General features: G+C 35.3%; 18 protein-coding genes. 6 read left to right on the forward strand and 12 right to left on the reverse strand.

All coding sequences use genetic code 11. From position 1 onward, the window contains the following. Nucleotides 1-82: 82 nt before the first annotated feature. Nucleotides 83-1,114, reverse strand: a complete 1,032-nt coding sequence (locus EG344_RS13440) for a hypothetical protein (RefSeq protein WP_123909860.1) — start codon at nt 1,112-1,114, stop codon at nt 83-85. Nucleotides 1,115-1,163: 49 nt separating this feature from the next. Next, complete coding sequence (locus EG344_RS13445) at nt 1,164-2,045, reverse strand: hypothetical protein (protein WP_123909861.1); 882 nt, start codon at nt 2,043-2,045, stop codon at nt 1,164-1,166. Between the two features lie 282 nt (nt 2,046-2,327). Between EG344_RS13445 and EG344_RS13450 the strand changes: the two genes are divergently transcribed. Continuing rightward, complete coding sequence (locus EG344_RS13450) at nt 2,328-2,699, forward strand: hypothetical protein (RefSeq protein WP_123909862.1); 372 nt, start codon at nt 2,328-2,330, stop codon at nt 2,697-2,699. A 285-nt stretch (nt 2,700-2,984) separates the two neighbouring features. After that, nucleotides 2,985-3,914, forward strand: a complete 930-nt coding sequence (locus tag EG344_RS13455; RefSeq protein ID WP_123909863.1) for a hypothetical protein — start codon at nt 2,985-2,987, stop codon at nt 3,912-3,914. Between the two features lie 103 nt (nt 3,915-4,017). On the opposite strand, the gene EG344_RS13460 is transcribed toward EG344_RS13455, so the two are convergent. Beyond that, nucleotides 4,018-7,365 carry a methylmalonyl-CoA mutase family protein gene (locus EG344_RS13460; RefSeq protein ID WP_123909864.1) on the reverse strand — a complete coding sequence of 1,116 codons (3,348 nt, stop codon included), beginning with the start codon at nt 7,363-7,365 and terminating at the stop codon, nt 4,018-4,020. A gap of 172 nt (nt 7,366-7,537) precedes the next feature. Here EG344_RS13460 and EG344_RS13465 point away from each other — a divergent pair, with 172 nt between their 5' ends. After that, nucleotides 7,538-7,954, forward strand: coding sequence for a hypothetical protein (locus tag EG344_RS13465; protein WP_317126471.1), 417 nt, complete (start codon nt 7,538-7,540; stop codon nt 7,952-7,954). A gap of 40 nt (nt 7,955-7,994) precedes the next feature. On the opposite strand, the gene EG344_RS13470 is transcribed toward EG344_RS13465, so the two are convergent. Then, on the reverse strand, nt 7,995-9,119 hold the full coding sequence (locus tag EG344_RS13470; RefSeq protein WP_123909865.1) for a DUF3667 domain-containing protein: 1,125 nt from the start codon (nt 9,117-9,119) through the stop codon (nt 7,995-7,997). Nucleotides 9,120-9,595: 476 nt separating this feature from the next. Here EG344_RS13470 and rplM point away from each other — a divergent pair, with 476 nt between their 5' ends. The 3 genes from rplM (at nt 9,596) to rpsB (ending at nt 11,413) form a co-directional block, all read left to right on the forward strand. Then, a complete protein-coding gene (rplM, locus tag EG344_RS13475) occupies nt 9,596-10,051 on the forward strand; it encodes a 50S ribosomal protein L13 (protein WP_047385928.1) in 456 nt (151 codons plus the stop codon). A 6-nt stretch (nt 10,052-10,057) separates the two neighbouring features. Then, nucleotides 10,058-10,444 (forward strand): 30S ribosomal protein S9, encoded by a 387-nt coding sequence (rpsI, locus tag EG344_RS13480; RefSeq protein WP_047373582.1) that lies wholly within the window; start codon nt 10,058-10,060, stop codon nt 10,442-10,444. Nucleotides 10,445-10,651: 207 nt separating this feature from the next. Next, a complete protein-coding gene (rpsB, locus tag EG344_RS13485) occupies nt 10,652-11,413 on the forward strand; it encodes a 30S ribosomal protein S2 (RefSeq protein WP_045501217.1) in 762 nt (253 codons plus the stop codon). A gap of 63 nt (nt 11,414-11,476) precedes the next feature. Here rpsB and EG344_RS13490 read toward each other — a convergent pair whose 3' ends face one another. From EG344_RS13490 to EG344_RS13525, 8 genes are all read right to left on the reverse strand, one after another. Next, nucleotides 11,477-11,662 (reverse strand): bacteriocin-like protein, encoded by a 186-nt coding sequence (locus tag EG344_RS13490; RefSeq protein ID WP_123909866.1) that lies wholly within the window; start codon nt 11,660-11,662, stop codon nt 11,477-11,479. Nucleotides 11,663-11,909: 247 nt separating this feature from the next. Further along, nucleotides 11,910-12,347 (reverse strand): DUF6759 domain-containing protein, encoded by a 438-nt coding sequence (locus EG344_RS13495; RefSeq protein ID WP_123909867.1) that lies wholly within the window; start codon nt 12,345-12,347, stop codon nt 11,910-11,912. A 6-nt stretch (nt 12,348-12,353) separates the two neighbouring features. Continuing rightward, nucleotides 12,354-13,034, reverse strand: a complete 681-nt coding sequence (locus EG344_RS13500) for a DUF6759 domain-containing protein (RefSeq protein WP_228412735.1) — start codon at nt 13,032-13,034, stop codon at nt 12,354-12,356. A gap of 22 nt (nt 13,035-13,056) precedes the next feature. Further along, on the reverse strand, nt 13,057-13,734 hold the full coding sequence (trmB, locus tag EG344_RS13505; RefSeq protein WP_123857981.1) for a tRNA (guanosine(46)-N7)-methyltransferase TrmB: 678 nt from the start codon (nt 13,732-13,734) through the stop codon (nt 13,057-13,059). Nucleotides 13,735-13,834: 100 nt separating this feature from the next. Beyond that, nucleotides 13,835-14,608 (reverse strand): DUF6759 domain-containing protein, encoded by a 774-nt coding sequence (locus EG344_RS13510; RefSeq protein ID WP_123909868.1) that lies wholly within the window; start codon nt 14,606-14,608, stop codon nt 13,835-13,837. Between the two features lie 250 nt (nt 14,609-14,858). Further along, nucleotides 14,859-15,665, reverse strand: a complete 807-nt coding sequence (locus EG344_RS13515; protein ID WP_123909869.1) for a hypothetical protein — start codon at nt 15,663-15,665, stop codon at nt 14,859-14,861. A gap of 191 nt (nt 15,666-15,856) precedes the next feature. After that, nucleotides 15,857-19,252: a T9SS type B sorting domain-containing protein gene (locus EG344_RS13520; protein ID WP_164464434.1), complete on the reverse strand. Its 3,396-nt coding sequence runs from the start codon at nt 19,250-19,252 to the stop codon at nt 15,857-15,859. A 114-nt stretch (nt 19,253-19,366) separates the two neighbouring features. Further along, the gene (locus tag EG344_RS13525) at nt 19,367-22,177 is read right to left on the reverse strand and encodes a gliding motility-associated C-terminal domain-containing protein (RefSeq protein ID WP_123909870.1); all 2,811 of its coding nucleotides are present in this window, start codon (nt 22,175-22,177) and stop codon (nt 19,367-19,369) included. Between the last annotated feature and the right edge of the window lie 47 nt (nt 22,178-22,224).

Consider the following 22,224-nt stretch of genomic DNA (forward strand, 5'->3'; position numbering starts at 1 on the left):
CCTCTGCGGTTTTTGTTTTTTTATATCGTTGGTGATGCCAGTAATGATATGAAGAAAACAACTTCCAGCTTTCATCCAACACCTATCTTTTATTCTCAACTTCTTTGATAGGAATAAAATCCCCATTGAAGTAATCAATTTTCATTTCAAATGGAGCAATAGGATTACTGGTGAAGGAAACCCCTACACTTCCATAGGAGAATGAAGGAAGAATATTTAAATTAGGTGAGTTTGGATTTAATTTTATTTTTCCGATAAAGTAATAATCGTTGTCTCTCTTTTCAGCCTTTGTAAATAAGTTTTCTATGGAAAGATAGGGATAAAGTTCACCTTTGTAGACGATCGCATAAATATGATCTTTTTTAATTTCTTTTTCTTTGCCATCTACAGTTTCATAGATTCTTACTATTTTCGGAGCATTACCGTAGAATTTTACATTGGTAATTTCTTTGTTGGGCAGCTGATTTCTTAAAGCCTGATAATCATTATATACGCCATCTTTCAATTCAGAAGAGCGGAAAAAGCTGATGGATTCCTTAGCAATCCCTTCAAAATCTTTAATCTGCTCATAAGTATAATGATTCCCGGATTGTGGTTTTTTAGATGCATTTGCAGCAATAAAATCAACAAGGAACTCGCTTCCTTTCTGAAGCATTTCTTTGGTAACATCAGACTTAGCCTTATGGTCAATAACATGATTGACCTGATCCATGAGAGAATAGGTGCCATCTTCATTTTTTGAAAATAAAAATGCCTGGAAATAAAAATAGCCATGAACGGTAACTTCTGTAAAAAACAATTGTCTGAGATATAAAACTAAAGTCCCGTTTTCGGTATTCTCCCCATTGAGGCTGTTTAAAACACTTTGAAACTGATCAGAAAGAGGTTGGGCTGCAAACAGATTTGCAGGAGTATTTAAGAGTCCCTTTCGGAAAGTTCCTAATGAAGTAGTATCAATTCTGCGGTCAATCAGTTTAATGGTTTTATAATAGCTCTTATCCAGTTTTTTAGCGGGAAGGCTGATAGTGAATTCGTCAGGTTGCTTTTGTGCTGATGTGATTATTGTAAAACACAGAGCAGATAGAAATAAAAGTCTTTTGAAATAGTTTTTCATAATTATAGTCTTTTGTGATGTTTGTGATGGGTAAAGCAGAATGGAAAATTTATTTTCGATAAGCTACAATAGCACCATTTTCGAAATAATAATCGGATCCAAATAGTTCCTCAGCATAGATTTCCGGTAGAAAATAGGAGTCGATCTTATTTTCTTGCTGGTATTGTTCAAACTCTTTTTTGGTGATCTCCTCTCCATCCAGAAAATAAATGAAGTCTTTATTTTTAGGATTAAAAGAAAACTTCTTTGCCTGGTCCAGATTGAGATTCAGACTTCCATCTTCCTTAATATTTCTCTTATTGACCAGAAGAAAAGATTTGTTGTCATTCAGAACTCCATTTTGAGAATCTGTTCCTTCAAAAATGAATATATTGCTCATCCTGACATTATCTGCAGGAATATTGATCTGGTTTTTTGAAAAAGAGCTGGATCTGAACCTTTTAAAAGGAGTAAGAATTGTAATAAACTGATATTCGATGAGGTTTCCTGTATTTCCTGAAGGCTTTACGTTCAAATTTCTGGTGATTACTGGTTCAGGATACTCAAATCCCTCATCATCTGGTCTGTGGGCAACCATAATCATTCCCTGAATCTCACGAGCTTCTAAAGTATCACGTTTCTGCTTTTGTGCGTTAAGGTTTGAGGCAAATAAAATAGAAAGAAAGATTCCTCCTGCAATTTTTCTAAAAGGCAGCTGAAAAAAATTGTATTGTGTTTCTGATTTTTCTTCCGGAATATATAATCGATGGGGTTGGATTCTTCCACAAACAGAAGAGTTGGATTCTAACAATTCCTTAATTTCATCATCTGTTGTATCTGCAAGATCATATACTTTCTTTGCACAAAGATCACAAAAGCTTCCACCAGGAATCTTCTGCATATTTTCCCGGGCAGCAGAGCAAGGCTCTTTAATTTGAAATTCCTTTTTCATGAGGATTAGTTTTGTCAGATTAAAAATACAAAAAAACCTCAAAGAAATTCCTTGAGGTTTTTAATTATAATATTTATTTTTTTAGACTTTAATATATTCATTTAACAAATGATATAATGATTATTGTTAAATAAATGTATAAGTAATCGAATAAATAATCGAATAAATATTCAATTTTAATTACGGAAAACCGTAATGTAGTATGATGGTAATCTGATAATAAATTTTATATAATTTGATTGTTAATGTTTTTTTTTCTACATTTGCTAGTAAATAAATACAATGAATATTTTTGATTCTATAGTATTTGAAGATCCTAATAAAGTAGGAGGTTCAATTAAAGCAACAATTCATAAATCAGGAAAGCTTGGGTTCTCTTCTGGAGCAGAGGGTTTTATGGCAATTAAAGAAGGCGTTTTTTTTAAAGTAGGCTTTAATGAGAGCGGTGATGAGGGAAATATTTATATGGTATCAGTTGATACAGAAGATGGTGCTTTTAAAGTGTCTAAAGCCGGCCAATATTTTTATATTAATCTAAAAAATGTTTTTGATAAAAGAGGGGTAGATTATAAAAATAAAAGCTATATATATGATATTAGAAAGGAAAGAAATGAAGGGGTAGAGTATTTTATTTTAACAAAAAGAAAAAAATAATAGAGGGAAAGAAAATATAAAAAAAGGCTGAATAAACAGCCATGGAAAATTTATCAAATTTTGTATTAAAAATTAGGGGTCGCAATCCAAATTTAAACAAAAATCAATAATGAAGAAAATGAGATTACCTCATCTACTTTTGTTGTGCAAATGTATTGCAAATGTTTCTTTTTTCCAAAATTAAATTCGTTTTTAACACTCACGAACGTTAGAGTTATAATAATAATATTTAAAAAAATAAGAATATCATTATTTAAGAATTTTATAAAAAAGAAATAAAAATTAATGAATTATAAAGTATCAACTTTTAGATTCTCCATCTTAGATAAAAGAGGAGAAAAACACTTTTTGGCTAATTTGCCCGGGAATATCGATTCTCAAGATTTATTTGATGAGTTTTGTCATGACATTTTTTCAAATACTAAAAAATTTAATGAGAACGGGAAAGACAAAAGTCTTACCTTGAGAGAACCTCATAGATTTGATAAAACTAATAGGCAAATCTATGGAAAATTTGATGCCGGGACAACAGGAGATCCTGTAAATATTAATGATCCAGAAACTAATGCAACTAATTATTCAGTTAGTTCTGATGAACTTCAAGCAAGAATATTAAATTTCTTTATTCAAATTCCAAAAAACAAACAAGAAGGTTTTATTATATTACAAAGAAAATCTACTCATAGCATTCAAAAGAGTTTTGAAGATTGTTTTAATAATTTTTTAGTGAAAAAAGGTTTTCAAGGTGAGAATAGAATTAAAATTAAGCTTTCACATGCTCCTAATTTAAAATTAATGCAAAGAATGATGGATGGAGGAGATTTGAAGGAGATAAACCTTGAAAGAAATATTATACCAAATAGTTTTTCAGAGTTATTTGAAGGAGTAAGTGATTCAAATTTAGGGACAATTACTACACAATTGAAATTTAATAAAATAGCTACAAAGGATAACTTTAAACAAGTTTTATATAATATTTATAATAAAAGTTATAGTGGTGATGATCAAGTTGAGATTGATGGAAACTTTTATGATGAAGTTTCGTTTACGTTTTATCTTGACAAAGTTACTAAGACATTCTATGTGAAAGATAAATCAAAAATTAGATCAGAAATTGATATTACATCTATGATAGATAATGAAAGTTTCAGGGGAGAGATTCCATTACATAAATTTGTTGAAATCTCAATAAAACTAATTTTAGAAATTTCATAAATTAAAGGTTGTTTATTTGAACTACCTTTTCTATAATAAAAACCTAACAGGGTTCTGAATCCTGTTAGGTTTTGTTATATTAATTAACAAGGTACATCTTATCTTACATATTTCTTCTGTACTTACCACCCACTTCAAATAAAGCATTGGTGATTTGTCCCAAAGAGCAGAATTTAACCGCATCAATCATTACTTCAAATAAGTTCTGCTGGTTGATTGCTGCATGCTGAAGTTTTCTCAACGCTTCTTCAGATTTTTCTTCATTAGCTTTCTGGAAATTGTGAAGAGATTCAATCTGTGCCTGTTTTTCTTCTTCGGTAGAACGGATAACCTCTCCCGGAAGTACGGTTGGAGAACCGTCTTTTCCAAGGAATGTATTCACCCCGATGATTGGATATTCTCCTGTGTGTTTCAACCATTCATAATGCATAGATTCTTCCTGGATCTTAGAACGCTGGTACATCGTTTCCATAGCTCCAAGAACACCTCCTCTTTCTGTGATTCTGTCAAATTCTGCATATACTGCCTCTTCTACAAGGTCCGTTAGCTCTTCGATAATGAAAGATCCCTGAAGTGGGTTCTCGTTTTTAGCAAGACCTAGTTCTTTATTGATAATCAGCTGAATCGCCATTGCTCTTCTTACCGATTGTTCTGTAGGAGTCGTGATGGCTTCATCATAAGCATTCGTGTGAAGTGAATTACAGTTATCATAGATCGCATAAAGTGCCTGAAGGGTAGTTCTGATATCATTGAAATCAATTTCCTGAGCGTGAAGAGAACGTCCTGAAGTCTGAATATGATATTTCAACATCTGGCTTCTTTCATCTGCACCATATTTCAGTTTCATTGCTTTTGCCCAGATTCTTCTGGCTACACGTCCGATCACTGAATATTCAGGGTCAATACCGTTAGAGAAGAAGAAGGATAGGTTCGGAGCAAAATCATTGATATCCATTCCTCTTGACAGATAGTATTCCACATAAGTGAAACCATTGGCCAATGTAAATGCCAGCTGAGAGACAGGATTAGCCCCTGCTTCAGCAATGTGATAACCGGAAATGGAAACAGAGTAGAAGTTTCTCACTTTTTCTTTGATGAAATATTCCTGAACGTCACCCATTAATCTTAAGGCAAATTCAGTTGAGAAGATACAGGTATTCTGAGCCTGATCTTCCTTTAAAATGTCAGCCTGAACAGTACCACGAACGGTAGCAATTGTTTTAGCCTTAATTTCAGCATATACCTCTGCAGGGATAATTTCATCACCGGTTAATCCTAAAAGTTGTAATCCTAATCCGTTATTAGATGGAGGAAGTTCACCTTTATATTTTGGTCTTTCTAATCCTTTATCGTCGAATTTTTCTTTAAGTTTAGCTTCTACCTTAGCTTCTAATCCATTTTCTTTAATGTATTTTTCAACATTCTGGTCAATGGCAGCATTCATGAAGAATGCCAATAGCATTGGAGCTGGACCATTGATGGTCATGGAAACTGAAGTCAATGCATTCACCAGATCAAATCCAGAATATAGTTTTTTAGCATCATCCAAAGTCGCAATGGAAACCCCTGCATTACCAATCTTACCATAGATGTCTGGTGGTAAAGCTGGATCCTGCCCGTATAATGTTACCGAGTCAAAAGCCGTAGATAAACGTTTTGCAGGCATTTCTGCAGATACATAATGAAATCTTCGGTTGGTTCTTTCCGGGCCACCTTCTCCCGCAAACATTCTTGTTGGGTCTTCACCTGTTCTTTTAAACGGATAAATTCCGGCAGTATAAGGGAAGCTTCCCGGAAGGTTTTCCTGGCCTTTCCATTGAATCAGATCACCCCAATCGTTGTATTTTGGTAAAGCAATTTTTGGAATTCTTAGGTGAGATAAAGATTCTGTAGAAGTTTCTACTTTAATTTCTTTTCCTCTTACAAAATAGGAGTAAAACTCTGCATGGAACGCTTTTTTTGTATCATCCCATGTTTTCAGGAAATCAATATTTTCCTGCTGAAGTTCTTTTTCTGCTTTTTGATATTCAATATCTAAAGCTTCATTAGAAATAATATTTTTTACCCCTTCAATATGGTATAATTTTCTTGCTAATTCAGCTTGTTTCTCAACATTAGCATCATATTGTTTGTTGTTTTCAACAATTTCAGAAAGGTAACGCACTCTTTTGGGTGGAATGATGGTTACTTCATCTGTAATTTCCTGCTCAACGAAAGTCTTAAGTTCTAAGTCAGTAAACTTATCATTTACTTTTGAAACCAATCTGTTGTAAAGTTCTGTTGTTCCATGGTCATTGAACTGAGATGCTTTTGTAGCATATACAGGCATATCCTCCAATGGGCTTTCCCATAAAAGATGGTTTCTCTGGAACTGCTTTCTTACCGCCTGAAGCGCGTCAAGAGCCCCTCGTTTGTCGGATTTGTTTAATGCCACCAGATCAGCATAATCTAACATGTCAATTTTTTCCAGCTGTGTAGAAGCACCATATTCAGGAGTCATTACATACATGGAAACATCTGCAAAATCAGAAACCTCTGATCCTGATTGCCCAATCCCTGAAGTTTCAAGAATGATCACATCCGGATGCGCCAGTTTCAATACATTCAGTGCAGAATGGATAAATGGAGAAACAGAAACGTTGTTTTCTCTTGTGGCCATTGAACGCATGTATACTCTTGGATCATTAATCGCATTCATACGGATTCTGTCTCCAAGAAGAGCTCCTCCGGTTTTCTTTTTAGAAGGATCAATAGAAATAATTGCGATTTTTTTATCGGTGTTGGAACGTAGGAAACGTCTTACCAATTCATCCGTTAAAGATGATTTTCCAGCCCCTCCGGTTCCTGTAATTCCAATGATTGGAATATTTAAATCTTTTGATTTCTCATCAATCGCTTTTACCAATTCAGGTTTTTCTTCTGAAAAGTTCTCAACGGCAGAGATAATTCTGGCAATACTTGTTGAATTTTCAAAATTGATTAAGTCCAGATCATCGGCTGTTACATCTTTTCCTGTTGCAAAATCTGAACGGTGTACCAGATCATCAATCATTCCCTGAAGGCCAAGTTCACGGCCATCATCCGGAGAATAGATTCTATCAATTCCATAAGACATCAGGTCTTTAATCTCTTCCGGAAGGATAACACCACCACCGCCACCAAAAATTTTGATCTGTGGTGAATTTTTTTCTCTTAAAAGATCATAGATATATTTGAAATATTCATTGTGCCCTCCTTGATATGAAGTTAATGCTATAGCATTGGCATCTTCCTGGATCGCTGTGTTTACAACTTCCTCTGCTGATTTGTCATGTCCTAAGTGAATCACTTCACATCCAGTTCCCTGAATGACACGACGCATAATATTGATCGCAGCGTCATGTCCGTCAAATAATGACGCAGCGGTTACGATTCTTACCTTGTTGGTTGGAGTATATTTTTGGGTTTCCATAAAAATTCTAGAAAGTTTCTAAGTTTTCAAATATAATAATAAAAAAACAACCCTGTGTTTGATTTTATTAAGCTGATTATCATATGTTTAAATTGGTTTATTTAATAAAATAGCTCCAATTTTAGGTTTGAGAATTTGAAAGTCTTATAGTTCGGTAGTTACAGAATTAAAAATGACTTCCAGATTTTATTTAGAAATTGATAGATCCTTAATTACTCAAATTAAAATCTCTACTTTTGCACCATATTTTACAGACATGCAAAAAGCTTTGATATATTTCGCATTGGGAACAGTAGTAAGCTTCCTTATCAATTATTTCTTTTTAAGTTCAGATAATATGGGACTGGAACTTTATTATGCCGTTGCCTTCGGGGCGGCGTGGGGAATTGCTTATTATCTGGATACTCCGGATTTTACATTGCCTAAGAAACTAGGCCTGTCTTTTTTAGCCATGGCTATTTTGGTTCTGATAGGTACTTTACTATTTAAGCTCGAACTGGCGATTCCATCTATTCTGAAATTTTCGATGGTCTTTGTAGCCTATTATGTAATAGCAAGTTTTAGGGCCACTAAGTCATTAAGAAAATAAAATAAAAGAGGCTGTCCGATACGACAGCCTCTTTTTTTATTTAATGGAGCATCAGAAAACTTACTAATGCCAATCCTGTAGCTAAGAATATGAATGCAAACAGATTGAGAAAGAATATAATTCCACCAATCATAATACTTACAATACCATGTGATTTGTAGACCCGGCGATGGGCAATGAAGAAATAAATGAGTCCGTATGCCGAAATTATAAATATAATCAGTGATAGTAAAGAAGGGAAAAATGTATATTCCGATAATAAGCCTGCAGCTTTAATGAGCAGTGCTAATATCAAAATGCTTACAAGTAAAAATGAAAAATAATGCAGAGTGAAAATGCCATGGTCAAAATACCACCATTTTCTTTTGCTATGAAATATCCATAAAAAGAATGCAAAAATTGGGAGATAGATGAATAGGGCTTTAGGCAGATTGTGAAAAGAAGTTTCTACCAGATTTCTTAGAATATCTCCTTTTTTAACACCTTCTTCTTTTAGACTGAAGAATTTACGGGCAAAAGCATCATTGATAAAACTAAAAATATTTTTTTTATTGGCTGTTCCTTTATCATATTCCTCCTGAGTCTTGTATCCCCGATAATTGGTGTCATCAGCTATTTTATTATTGGTATCCAATGTGCTTATAAGACCTTCTTGGAAGCTGTCTTTCTTCAAAGAATCTTGTATGTAGTTCTGTGCTTGATTAAGTTGTGTTATTTTCGCAGAATCTTTTACTCTCAGCTTTTCTATTTCAATCCCTTCGACAATGTTTTGCACGACCTGGTTTTTGACTGGGGTAGCTTGAGGAACATTGTGTTCCTCTTTTTTTGTATGTCCATAATTGACATTAAAAGGAGGAAATAATGCAAATAGGAAGAATGTAATAAAACTGACAAAAATATAGAGCTTTACAGGGGGTACGAATTTCTGTCGCTTTCCTTCGAGATAAGTGTTTGTTAGTTTCCCGGGGCTAAATAATAAATTCTTTACCGTTCCCCAGAACTGGCCATCATAATGGGTAAAGTCTTCGATAAAATGGGTGAAAAGAAAATAGAAAGGCTGTCTGCGTTCAGTATTTTCCTGTCCGCAATGAGGGCAGAATCTTTCTTCTACTTGATGCCCGCAATTCAGGCAGGTTTTATCTTCTCGGATCTTTCCGTGGCTCATGGTACTTGTTTGTGTGGCAAAGATAATTATTTCAGGAAATAAATAATGATATCAATACTCTTTTGAAGAAATCCTTAAAGAAAAATTAAAATTGAGGAGTAATTATTCTTGAAACCGAATGGAATTAATACTAATGATAGTTATGAATGCCTTTTCTAATAAGTTTAGAGGAGTGAACTAAAGAATAATATTTTACAGGAATTTTAGAGAAAAGGCAATAAAGAAAGAGTTGAGGGAAGAAACTCTTGCTTTATCATCTTCGTGCTTTTAGAACCTTCTAAACGTTTTTTTTTCATCGCCACAACATTTTGCAAGTTTTGTGCCAAAAGTATAAATAGTGCTAAAATCTATTGCTACAGGGTTGATTATCCGATATTTTATAGATTAAATAAAATATGTTTTTGGGTTACAAAAATAATTTGTACCTTTGCACACCCTTTTAGGGGTAAATTATGTTTAATCTTTAACTAAAACGTGTGAATACATTAAGTTACAAAACTGTTTCAGCGAACAAAGCTACTGCTAATAAAGAATGGGTTGTGGTAGACGCTGAAGGACAGCCGTTAGGAAGACTAGCTTCTACGGTTGCAAAGATTTTGAGAGGTAAGCACAAAACGAATTTTACACCTCACGTAGATTGTGGTGATAACGTAATCGTTTTGAATGCTGGGAAAATTACGCTTTCCGGAAACAAGTGGGCTGATAAGACTTATATCTGGCATACAGGATACCCTGGTGGACAGAAGTCTATGACTGCGGCTGAACTTCAAAAGAAAGATTCTTTAAAGGTATTAGAGAAGTCTGTAAAAGGTATGTTACCTAAAAACAGATTAGGATCTGCTATCCTTAAGAACCTTTATTTGTATGAAGGAACTGAGCACAAACATGAAGCTCAACAGCCAAAAACAATTAATGTTAACGAATTTAAATAATTAATTATGTCTATAGTTCACAAAATCGGAAGAAGAAAAACTTCTGTAGCAAGAGTTTATGTAAGACCAGGTTCTGGAAACATTACAGTAAACGGTAAAGATGCTAAAGAATATTTCTCTACAGACGTGATGGTTTACAAATTAAACCAACCGTTCATCCTTTCTGAGACTGTTGGTCAGTATGACGTTACCGTAAACGTATTCGGTGGAGGTAATACAGGTCAGGCAGAAGCTATCAGATTAGGTATTTCTAGAGCTTTATGCGAAATCAACGCTGAGTTCAGATTAGCATTAAAGCCAGCTGGTTTACTTACAAGAGACGCAAGAATGGTGGAAAGAAAGAAGCCAGGTCAGAAAAAAGCAAGAAAGAGATTCCAATTCTCAAAACGTTAAGATTTGCTGTTGGCGAATGGCTTTTGGCTATTGGCTACAGAAATGTACTACATTTTATTTAAACTTAATCTCGGCGAAGAGCCCATTGCCAAAAGCAATAAGCAAAGCGCCAATTGCCCGTTACGTTTAGCATCCAAACGCTTCTCCCATCTAAAGAAGTTGTTGATTGTTTAAAAAACGGAAAGTAAACTAACAAAAACAGAAAACATGGCAAAAGCAAATGTAAAAGACCTTTTAGAGGCTGGTGTACACTTCGGTCACATGACTAGAAAGTGGAACCCAAATATGGCTCCATACATTTTTATGGAGAAGAACGGTATTCACATTGTAGACTTACATAAAACAGCAGTTAAATTGGATGAAGCGTGCAGCGCTTTAGAAAAATTAACTTCTGCAGGTAAAAAAGTTCTTTTCGTAGCTACTAAGAAGCAAGCGAAAGAAGTGGTTGCAAAACACGCTTCTGAACTTAATATGCCTTATATTACAGAAAGATGGCCAGGTGGTATGTTAACGAACTTCGTTACTATCAGAAAGGCGGTAAAGAAGATGAACTCTATCGACAAAATGAAAAAAGACGGTACGTTCGAAACTTTATCTAAAAAAGAAAGATTACAAGTTGACAGACAAAGAGCTAACTTAGAGAAAAACTTAGGTTCTATCTCTGACATGGTTAGACTTCCTTCTGCAATCTTTGTAGTTGATATCTTAAGAGAACATATCGCGGTAACTGAAGCTAAGAAACTTGGTATTCCAGTTTTCGGTATCGTTGATACAAACTCTGACCCTAGAAAAGTTGACTTCGTTATCCCAGGAAACGATGATGCTTCTAAATCTATTGATATGATCTTGAGCATTGTTTCTGATTCTATCAAAGAAGGTCAGTCTCAAAGAAAAGCTGATAAAGAAAAATCTAAAGAAGAAGGAGAAAAAGTATCTGCTGATACAGATGCTGATTTCGATGCTGAATAATTAAAGATTTTCTTTAATATAGGAAAAACGCTGGATTTCGATCCAGCGTTTTTTTGTTTTAGTTTATCTTTTTGGACAGATAACAACCGATGGAATAGTAGGATCTTCTGGTGTTAAGACTTCTCTCACCTTACATACAACCCCACAGCATATTTCTCCTATGTCGGTATTACAGCCTTGTGTACATAATTTAAATCCTCCTTTAATTGTTTTTAAGGCATTCCTTGGAATTCTTTTTAAATTTTTCATGGTTTTTAGTTTTGACTTGTCCTACTCTGTATGCTTTTCGGCTACCGCAATTATTTTTTAAAAATAGATATTTATTACTTTGTATGTTTTATATAATAACTTTTTGATTTTATGTTATTTACATTTTTATTTATAATCATTTATGGACAAAGTAGACAATAAGCATCTTAGAGGTTTATATGCTGCCTGTTTTATCTGTAAGTAAATATTAAAAATAAAAAAACTGCAGAATTCTGCAGTTCTATTTTTAGTTTCGAAGTGTTATAGTATAAGAGGTTGTTATATACTTATTAGATTGATATCTTGAATTACAAAGCATACCGGATAAACTGTAGTTTTGGTTCTTAGTGACCATTGTATACCCAATTTTTCCGGCACCTATAGGGATCTTTTTAAAGAATCCGTTTCCACTTATTGTAAGAACCATATTGCAGGGAGATTTGTTTTCTACAGAAATGGATGTTCTGGGATTACCTGGATCATCATTATTGAGAAGGTCACTCAGCACTTCAGCTGTTTCAGGCTTATAGGTTTTCATCAGTTCATTATATTCTCTCTCTGTATTAGCTACACTGCCACCACCAGTATTGGTAGGATAGGGATTTCTAATGGGATAACCACCATAATTAACACTACAGCTGGTAAGGATCATTGAAATCCCAGTCAGAACTAATAACTTTTTCATACCTGTTTATTTTTTTCTTTTTTTTAATGGTTTTTCAGAGGGTGCCTTTGTGGGTGAGGCTTGCTGAGCACCTGGCTGACCTGGATTATCTATGGTTACAAAGATACTTCTTTTTATATCTTTTTGAGAGAAGTACTTCATGTCACAGACATTACTGTTCAGTGTATAAGAACCTTTATTAATTACAATAAAATTTTCTCCGTGAGCAGGTACGGCAAGATTATAATAATCATTTCCTTCTATCCGGAGAACAATATTACAGTCCGAGTTATTCTTAAATAAAAGAATGGATTCTTTTTTGGTAATATCCTCATTGAGCATTGTATTGAGAAGCTGCTCAGTTTTCTCTCTATGTTCTGCAGATGTTTCGGCAATTAAACGCCTAAATTCTTCCGCTTCATTAGAATTGGGATCTTTCATCGCATTTTTTGGAATATCTGCGATAACGGGCCTTGTTTCCATTGGTTTGGCAGTCCTTGCTCCCTTTGTCCATTCAGAGTTTTTTAAAGCAATGAGCTTAGGTTTCAGCACACTTTTTTTAGGATCGTCAGGGTGTGCGGTCTTAAGATATTCTTCAATTTCCTTAATATTTGTGCTTTTTAAAATGTCTTTACTGCCTTTTTGTGCGGAGGTAAAGCCGGGGGTAAGGAAAGTGAAAAATAAAATCGTCAAAAATTTTTTTTTCATCAATAGTGTTTCGTTTATTTCATCAGTTGATTCGGAATTTTATGTAGGTTATTGTTTTTCCTTTTGCTGAGAATAGCTGTTCATAATACGTTTGAATATCTCTCAAATGGGGCGTATTAGGATCATATTCCGGAGCTCCATAGATATCATGGTGAGCGGTAATGATTTCATATCCTGCTCCCTGTAAATATCCTAGAGTATATCCATGAAGGAATTCTGAGTCAGTTTTCAAATGGATAATTCCTCCTGGCTTCAGGAATTTTTTATAACGGGCTAAAAAGTCCGGGTGTGTCAATCTATGTTTTGTTCTTTTGTATTTGATTTGTGGATCCGGGAAGGTAATCCAGATCTCATCCACTTCATTTTCAGCAAAGAAATGATCTACAAGTTCAATCTGCGATCTTAAAAAGGCAACATTAGTCATCCCGTTTTCCACTGCCTCTTTTGCTCCGAACCAGAATCTTGCCCCTTTAATATCAATCCCGATAAAGTTCTTTTCTGGAAATGTTTTGGCTAACCCTACAGAGTATTCTCCTTTTCCACAGCCTAGCTCCAGAACAATCGGGTTGTCATTTTTAAAGAAATTTTCTCTCCATTTTCCTTTAAGTTCAAAGCCTTCTAAAGCATCTTCCCGTGTTGGTTGAATTACATTCGGTAGTATCTTGTTTTCTGCAAATCTTGCTAATTTATTCTTGCCCATTGAGTCATGTATAAAATGACTGCAAAAGTAATAAAATTTACACAGAATTGAGGTCTTTTAAAGTTAAAAGACCTATGGTGAGGCTATGATATTGTTTTGATTATTTTGCTGTTGCGCTGCCTAAAGCAACCATAATTGGCTTTTGAATAGTTTTTTGTGATGCATACTGCGCACCACATACCAAACTTGTGAAAAGATACTGTCCTTTTTCTACTACGATGGAGTTGTCCTTATGGGCCGGAACGGCGAGTCTGTATTTAATTGTACCAACACTTTCCATCCTTACAATAATATTGCAGTCAGATTGATTTTGGATAAGAACAATACATTCTTTAGCATTGGGATCATTATCAAATAAGGAATTAAGGATTTTGACGGTTTTGTTTTGATGTTCAATAGGAGAGATATTCATAAGCATATTAAATTCCTCGGCTTCTGCATTAGGAATTGCAGCATTAGCTGCTGTGTTCACCACAAATGTATTTTGAGCGTTGCTTGGAGTATAAGTTTCTGTTGATTTTTTGGCGGCAAGTTCAGCTTTATATTTGGCAATCTGTTTCTGTTTGATAATAGCATTCATTTCATCAAAGGTGATTTTTGTAGAAGGTCTTCTTCTTAATAAGGCCAGCATTTCCTGCATGTCTTTCACTTTCTGATCTTCGGGATGAGCATTTTTGATGTATTCTTTCATCATTTCCATAACCCTTGGTTTTAGGACAGATCTTCTGGGATCATCAGGATGAGCGTCTCTTAAGAATGCATTGATTTCATATATATTATTGCTTTTCAGAATTTCGCTGTAATCTTTTCCCTTCTTTTGGGCATACACGCTGAAAAACAAGACCGAGGCAAGAAGTAAAAGTATTTTTTTCATTAATATAATATTAAGTTAAAAATTAGGTACTTTTTCTTAATTTGTGTTTGGGTCAATTAGTCTTTTAGTAGGATAACGAAATAGTATTGTTTTTATTTTAAACACATTATCGTGATATAAAATTAAACATATTTTTGAATATAAGTGAAATGTTTTATGTGAAAAGTGAATGATTGACAATAGGTGCCCACATTGGTGTAAAAGAAAAATCCATGTAAAACTACATGGATTTTTGTATAAATGTGAATTGTTATTTCTCGGTCTGTTGGGGTGCTATGACTTCCTGGAGATGTGAACTTCTTAATCTCTTCTGGTAGATAGGCATATATTTTTCTATAGGAATTTTGATGGCTTCAAAGTTTCCAGCCAATACATAAGGCTGGATGTTTTCCGAAGTATACACAAACTGTAAAAAGTTATCGATCAGGTTTTCAGGTATTTTAAATTTAGCAAAATAGTCCTTCCCTAAATAATTTTTAACCTGAGTGATGGAGGTATTCATATTCTCGTAAGCCTGATAACGCTGCTTCTTCTTTCTTTCACCAGAAAGCATATCATAGATACTTTCAAGGCTAAAGGTTAGTCCGCCATCCCTTAATCCCGCAACCGGAAGCTCAGGAGGGGTTCCATCTCCTTTAGGTTCAGGAAGTCCGATAACTTTTTTAATTGCAAGGGCTTTATCTTCTTTTCTGAGAGAGTTTACATCATATCTTAGGTTTCCTGTAGGTTTAAATCTGCTGAGCACAATTTCCTGAATCTCATAATAAGCTACTTTCAGTTCTACAAGATTTTTCTGCCCCAATAACTGAGGAGTCATTTTAATATCCTTTCTTTCCGTAACAATAGAGGTAAAACGGATAACATCTCCGGGATTGGCCGGGACATTGAAATTACCGTTGAAGTCCGCAAGAACAGTTTTTTGGGTATTAAGATTGGTAACATATACCTGGTTAAGATAAAGGATGGAGTTATCCCTTAGAAATACTTCACCGGAATATATTTGAGCATTGATTTTTGCCAGAAAAATCAGCAGCAGCAGAGTAAACAGTTTCTTCATATAATTGGCAAAATTACATAGAAATACAGCAATTTGTGCTTAATTAGATAAAGAATAGTGGTTAAAGTTATATTAAACTTTAGTATTGAATTGTTAATGAATGTTATAAACATATTTTCATTTTGAATCTAAACCGGAATATACCATAAAAGGTTGAAAGAATGTTGCTCTTTTTCAGCCTTTTAGATGTTTTATCTGTGTCTTACCAATAACCAGCTTGAGTATTTTATTGAAACTGTAGAACCAAATTCTGTCCAGCTGATAAAGTACCAATAAGTTGCCGTAGGAGTATATCTGCCTCCCACTCTTCCATCCCAGGTAAATCGGTTTTCACGGGTACCCCGGAAGATTTCAGCTCCATATCGGTCAAAGATTCTGAATACCAGATTCTCATTAGCCATTAACGCTGAATAGTCTATTTGCTCATTACGCCCATCACCATTTGGAGTAATGGTATTGATAAGGTTAATAATAGCAAATTCCTTTTTTACTTCTGCGCACATTTTAGCGTCTCTTACCACTACATAATGAGGGCCTCTTGGTACATCATAGAAAATATTTGAAGATTGCCATACAATCCCATCCAAAGAGTATTCATAAGGTGGGTTGCCACCACTTGCACCAATTTTCACTGTTGTTCCGTCAATTTCAATGGAAGTGATCGTTGGGATGGTGTATTCTGTCACATTTACATGCTGTTTATAAGTACATCCATTAGAGGTAAGTTCTACCCAATAGCTGCCTGCAGGTACATTAGTAATGGAAGGGGTAGTGGCTCCCGTGCTCCATAAGTATTTGTCAAATCCCGGACCCGCATTCAGTGTTGTGGTTGTTTTAGGACAAATCATCTGATCTGCAAGAAGAGGCGAAGTTTTAGGAATTTTAATAGTAATTTTAATAGAGGCCACTTCCGGGCAAACACCATTTTTTTCAAAACGGATATAAAATGTTTGTGGGGTGGTAATATTGACTGTTGCAGCTAATGGATTGACATTGTTTTGTGCATCAGCTAAGGTTCCATGAAATGTAAAGGTCACATTGGGATCTAGTGTAAACAGAGGAATAAATTGGGAAAGATTTACTGTTTTTATTCCATCCAGGTCATCATCACATACATTTTCTGTGACTGCCTGACTTGCTAGTTTTATTCTGTTTCCGATACTGAATTGTAAAGGTTTAACAACAGGGGAGCATCCGTCAGGAGAATCTACTCTGATATAGATTGTTGTGGTTGCGGTATAACTCCAGTTATTAGGCAGTGTGTTAGCGTTTCCTGCATTGGCATCAGCCAAATTTGCATAGTATCTTACGGTAAAATAATTCGGATTATTAAGAACAATAGGAGTGATGTTAGTGAGGGTTATATTTACAGTTCCATCGAAATTATCATCGCAGAATGTCCCATTATAATTATCTGGTACAATGGCTTTATTATAAAAACTTAATGTTACTTGGGCAATGCTTTTACACCCAAGTGTATTTTTGATTACCACATAGATGATTGTACCATTTGCTGCGGAATAGGCATTGGGAGTAGTGATTTGGGCTGCAGGATTTTCTGTTTGTGCATCTGCCAAGGTTGGATAATAGGTTTTAGTAACAGGATTGTTTGTTGTTACACTGGCGGTTGTAAGGTTAAATGTTCCTTTTCCATTTACATCACAGGCAAATAATACAGCATTGGTAGCTATGATCGCTTTAATATTGATATTTACGGTTACTGTTTCACAGTCAGGGAAATCAGGGTCATTGCCACAGAAAGTATAGGTAAATGTATCAATTCCTGCTGTGCCGGGAGTATTGACAGTATAAGTAATGATTCCTGTGGTAGGATTTATTACCACTGTACCCAATGCTGGTGGAGAAGTGATGGCCACAGTAGAGGCCACAGGAACTTGTGTTGAATTACTGAAGGTTGGGGTAATTATTTGTGAAGTGCATACATCATAAGATGTTGTTGTCAGCTTCATACAATTTGTTACTTTATATTGTTCAGTAACCAAAGGAGCACAGCTTCCCATGGTAACAGAGCAAGTATAATATCCGGATTGGGTAGGAACAATTGAAGAGCTATTTGCTCCGGAAATTGCGATCCCGTTTCTGTACCATTGATAGGTATCATAAATGATGGGATCTATAGTAAGCTCAATTCCAGGAATACATGAACCTCCTGTTTTTAAAATAACGGGTTGGGTAGGAAAGCCCGCAAAGAAACCTCCGTATCCTACCGCGTCACTTCCTGCTGTGATTCCCGCAGTAATAGCTTTACTGGAAACGATTGTTATTGTTCCAGTCACATTGGGAATTCCATAAGTAACCCAATTGTTGGTGCCTGTCATATTGTAAGGACCGGTAGAAGCTGGTGGAGTTCCTCCATTTACGGTAACTATAGCTCCTTTTTCTGTAACAAGATTCAGCTTTGTGGGAATATTGAGAACTCCTGATGGGTTTATATTCGAATGAACAAAGTTTTCATTGATAAGACCAAGCTCATTGATCTGCTTGGGAAGATAGCAATTTAATGCAGGAATGAAATTGAAACCTCCTGTAGCAACTTCATTTCCTGTATTCGAATCTCCTGCTAAAATCTGGTAAACATAGGCATTCTTAGAGGTTTTGATATATAAATTATAATGACCACCGCCCTGAAGACTGTATTTAGAATCAGGAATTACAAAATACTTCCCAGTATTCAATGTAGCGATAGGGGTTAGTTCATTATTTACATAGATCTGGGTATTATCCTGGGTAGCAATAATAACAGCTCCTTCCATATTGGCTCCAATACTTCCGTTACCTTTAACGAGAGCAAATTCATTTCCAAGCCTGTCAACAGGTACAGCCTGATCCATTAAAATATCAGAACTGGTAGGGAAGTTTCCAGCATATTGACCGTTGAAATTTCCATTAGTGACATTAATGGGTTTGTTTGAGGTGATTTTAGCTCCGATAAATCCATCAAAGTTTCCGGTACTATTTCCAATACCATCAATAATATAGGATTGTCCTTTGTTTAAAGCGATGTTTATGGTAGGATTGGTAGCCCCTGTAGTTCCGTTTGAGAATTGTACAAGTGGGCTGTAACCGGTAATGCTAACCGTAGTGTTATCTTCTGTTGCCAGAATACTGGTCATAAAATTCAGAATATCATTATTTACACTGATAGGAGCTGATGCTGCAAAGAAACTTTTTCCAGTGGATGGAATGCCCTTAGAGGTAATGATTTCGGCATGATTAAATACTGAAAATCTTAGGTTTGCATAAAATGGAAATTCTGCCTTCAGATATAATCCTTTTGTGGTAGGAGTAAATAAATCTGTCTGCTGTGTGGTAATGATATAATTCCTTAAGACATCAAATTTCTGAGGATTATTTTTACTGATGTTCACTGTTCCGATCAGAACATTATTGTTATAGATGTTTACAGGAAAAGGGGTTGTGCGGCTGGTAGACAAGTAGAGCTTCTGATAGGGATTGGAAGCTCCAGATCGGTCTATCATGGGAGCAAACCAATGTTCTCTGTCTAATTGTGCAAAAAGAGAGGTGAATATGTGAAATATAAATAAAAAAGATAGAATTTTCTTCATTCAGTGATGGTATTTATCACAAATTTAATAATAAAAAGCATTGAAGTATTGAAAATGCAATAAAAAAACCACGATTTTGCAATCGTGGTTTTGAAAAATTTTAAATCTGGATGATTATTCTCTGTTTTTTACCATAATCCAGCCAGTATATTTTATCTCAGTCTTTTCTTTGTTAGATTCATTCCAGGAAACGTGATACCAATAAGTACCTGTTACAAGTTTTTTGTCGAAATGTCTTCCATCCCATCTGTAATTGTTAAACTTATTTCCGGTAAATATCATATTTCCATATCTATCATAAACAACAAAGCTAAGGTTGTCCTTGTAAGCAAGATCACTGTAATCGATGTAGTCATTGATGTTATCTCCATTAGGAGTAATGGCATTCAATAAATTAGGAACGGTAACTTCTGCTGAAACAGGGGTACAGTTGTAAGCATCTTTTACATAGAATTTATGTTGGCCTCTGGTTAATCCTGTAAAAGTGTTAGAATCCTGCCAGTTTGTAGTTCCGTCAACTGAATATTTGTAAGGGGCTTTACCACCTACTACAACTACAGTAGCTGTAGTGTTATTAATTTCAATTTGTTGAATAACCGGATCAACAGCTTTTCTTACTCTTACAACCTGGGTAATGAAACATCCGTTTTTCTCAAGAATTACACTGTATTCACCTACACCTACACCTCTGATTCCTGAAGTCGTTGCTCCCGTACTCCACTGATAAGAATCATATCCAGTACCTGCATCCAGATCCGTTTTAGCATCAATACAGATGTATTTATCTACAAGAATCGGGGATTTTTTAATAGGAAGTGGGATAAGTTCAATTTTTGCAGTAGCCTCACATCCTTGTTCAGTGGTAATTTTTACATATACTATTCCTCCTGTTGCAGGATAGTTGGTTGTTGCAGTAATTTCGTTAATTCCTGCAGTAAGATCTTTTAATGTACGGTAATATTTTTTTATTGCATTTCCGTAATCTGTAACGTTAGCTTTGGTCAGGTCAAAATAAGCATAAGGAGCTACATCATACCAACAAGCTTTAATAGTGGCATCCTTCACAATGAAAGGGACAACTGTAAGGTTTAGGGTAACTTCTTCACAATCCATAAAGTCTGGAGAGTCACCACAGAATGTATAAACAATTTTATCTGTACCTTCGAAATTAGGTTTCGGTGTATAGGTAATTGTACCATCCGGATTAAGTACCGCAGTTCCATTAGATGGAGGGGTAAGAATCTTTATAGTACTTATCACTGGAGTCTGTGTTGAAGAAGAGAATGTTGGGGTAATGACCTTAGTAGAACAAGCAGGCTCATTTTTAATCGTCTTCTTTAAACAGTTAGTGACTTTGTAAATAGGTGTTGTAAGTGATTGACACGCTCCCATAGTTACTTTTACCGTATAATAACCAGGTTGCGTTGGTGAATAGGTATAAGTAGTAGCACCAGAAATGGCAACGTCATTAAGAAACCATTGATAGGTATCATACGTATCATCTACTTGCAGAACAATCCCGGGAACACAATCTCCTGATTTTTTAGCAATTACAGGAACTGATGAGAATCCTGCAAAATATCCGCCGTACCCAGCTGAACTATAGCCACCGTTAATTCCGGCAGTTACTGCTTTAGTAGAGGTAATAGTAAGGTTTGGAGGGAAGTTTTCTAATGAATAGGTTACCCATAGTGAATTTCCTGTTAAAGGGTATGGTCCTTGGGCTGCAGTAGGAGGAACTCCATTTACCAATACACTGGCTCCAACTTCAGTTACGATATTCAGTTTTAATTTAATAGTAGAAGTAATACCAGGCATTTCATTGATCTTCCCAATTTCGTCAATTTTTCTTGGTAAGAAACAGTTCAATGGCGGAATATAATTGAATCCGTTGGTCGCGTCGCTGTCAGTTCCTACAAATTGATAAAGGTATACATTCTTGGATGTGGAAACAAACATATTAGAATGACCTCCACCTTGAGCTACATAGCTGGTTTCGTTGATTCTATACCATTGTCCTGCATTTCGGGTTGCAATAGGAGTGGTGGATCCGTTAAGAAAAATTTCAGTGTTATCTTCTGTGGCAATAACAATCCCTCCCTCCATATTTAAGGTAGGATCTTCAGATTTACTTCTCACCATAGCAAATGTATTCCCTAATCTGTCTACAGGTACAGATTGGTCAAGGATAGGGTCAGAACCACTCGGACTGGTAGTGAAGTTACCATTACAGTTACCATTGGTAAGAGTTACAGGTTTACTTGTAACGATTTTAGCTCCAATAAAGCCTTTGTTATTAACCGCTGCATCATCCGTTTTTCCAGCAAAAATAAAGGATTGCCCTTTATTTAATACAAACGAATGACTTTGGCCAGGAGGATTTCCATTGATGAATTTTAGCCCGGGAGTATTCCAGGTTACTACAACACTCGTATTATCTTCAGTGGCAAGAATTCCTGCTGTAAAATTATCTGTACTGGCACCACTTTCCCTTGTGTTGGGACCGGCTGCTACGAAAAACTTATTACCAATACCTGCTTTCCCTTTACTGGTAATAATTTCGCCATGGGCACTTTGTGCAATTCGTAAACTGCAATAGAAAGGCTTTTCTGCTTTCAAATAAAGTCCTTTTGTGCCTATAACAAAAGCATCGGTTATTCCGCTGGCAGAGATAAGGCTTGGATCTTCAATATTATATGTTTGGGGATCTCCTTTAGCAATAGTAACAGTACCTATAAGGGTATTGGCACTGAATATTTGCACGGGAAAAGGAGTGGTAGAATCAGTAGATAAATACACCTTATTTTGGTAACCTCCAACGGGGTTGGTATAATAAGGTGCAATCCAGTGTTCAGTATCCCTTTGCGCGAAGAGGGTATTAATTGTAAAAAAAATTAGTACCAAACTGAGTAGAAATCTTTTCATGTGTATGGAATTAGGATTTCTACAAAATTAAAATAAAAAATCAAATA

The organism is Chryseobacterium sp. G0162 (assembly GCF_003815715.1).
GTDB lineage: Bacteria > Bacteroidota > Bacteroidia > Flavobacteriales > Weeksellaceae > Chryseobacterium.

What these genes read in the sequence shown, in the direction of transcription:
- EG344_RS13440 (WP_123909860.1), bottom strand. Translation starts at nt 1,114, where the DNA reads ATGAAAAACTATTTCAAAAGACTTTTATTTCTATCTGCTCTGTGTTTT.
- EG344_RS13445 (WP_123909861.1), bottom strand. Translation starts at nt 2,045, where the DNA reads ATGAAAAAGGAATTTCAAATTAAAGAGCCTTGCTCTGCTGCCCGGGAA.
- EG344_RS13450 (WP_123909862.1), top strand. Translation starts at nt 2,328, where the DNA reads ATGAATATTTTTGATTCTATAGTATTTGAAGATCCTAATAAAGTAGGA.
- EG344_RS13455 (WP_123909863.1), top strand. Translation starts at nt 2,985, where the DNA reads ATGAATTATAAAGTATCAACTTTTAGATTCTCCATCTTAGATAAAAGA.
- EG344_RS13460 (WP_123909864.1), bottom strand. Translation starts at nt 7,365, where the DNA reads ATGGAAACCCAAAAATATACTCCAACCAACAAGGTAAGAATCGTAACC.
- EG344_RS13465 (WP_317126471.1), top strand. Translation starts at nt 7,538, where the DNA reads ATGACTTCCAGATTTTATTTAGAAATTGATAGATCCTTAATTACTCAA.
- EG344_RS13470 (WP_123909865.1), bottom strand. Translation starts at nt 9,119, where the DNA reads ATGAGCCACGGAAAGATCCGAGAAGATAAAACCTGCCTGAATTGCGGG.
- rpsI (WP_047373582.1), top strand. Translation starts at nt 10,058, where the DNA reads ATGTCTATAGTTCACAAAATCGGAAGAAGAAAAACTTCTGTAGCAAGA.
- rpsB (WP_045501217.1), top strand. Translation starts at nt 10,652, where the DNA reads ATGGCAAAAGCAAATGTAAAAGACCTTTTAGAGGCTGGTGTACACTTC.
- EG344_RS13490 (WP_123909866.1), bottom strand. Translation starts at nt 11,662, where the DNA reads ATGAAAAATTTAAAAAGAATTCCAAGGAATGCCTTAAAAACAATTAAA.
- EG344_RS13495 (WP_123909867.1), bottom strand. Translation starts at nt 12,347, where the DNA reads ATGAAAAAGTTATTAGTTCTGACTGGGATTTCAATGATCCTTACCAGC.
- EG344_RS13500 (WP_228412735.1), bottom strand. Translation starts at nt 13,034, where the DNA reads ATGAAAAAAAAATTTTTGACGATTTTATTTTTCACTTTCCTTACCCCC.
- trmB (WP_123857981.1), bottom strand. Translation starts at nt 13,734, where the DNA reads ATGGGCAAGAATAAATTAGCAAGATTTGCAGAAAACAAGATACTACCG.
- EG344_RS13510 (WP_123909868.1), bottom strand. Translation starts at nt 14,608, where the DNA reads ATGAAAAAAATACTTTTACTTCTTGCCTCGGTCTTGTTTTTCAGCGTG.
- EG344_RS13515 (WP_123909869.1), bottom strand. Translation starts at nt 15,665, where the DNA reads ATGAAGAAACTGTTTACTCTGCTGCTGCTGATTTTTCTGGCAAAAATC.
- EG344_RS13520 (WP_164464434.1), bottom strand. Translation starts at nt 19,252, where the DNA reads ATGAAGAAAATTCTATCTTTTTTATTTATATTTCACATATTCACCTCT.
- EG344_RS13525 (WP_123909870.1), bottom strand. Translation starts at nt 22,177, where the DNA reads ATGAAAAGATTTCTACTCAGTTTGGTACTAATTTTTTTTACAATTAAT.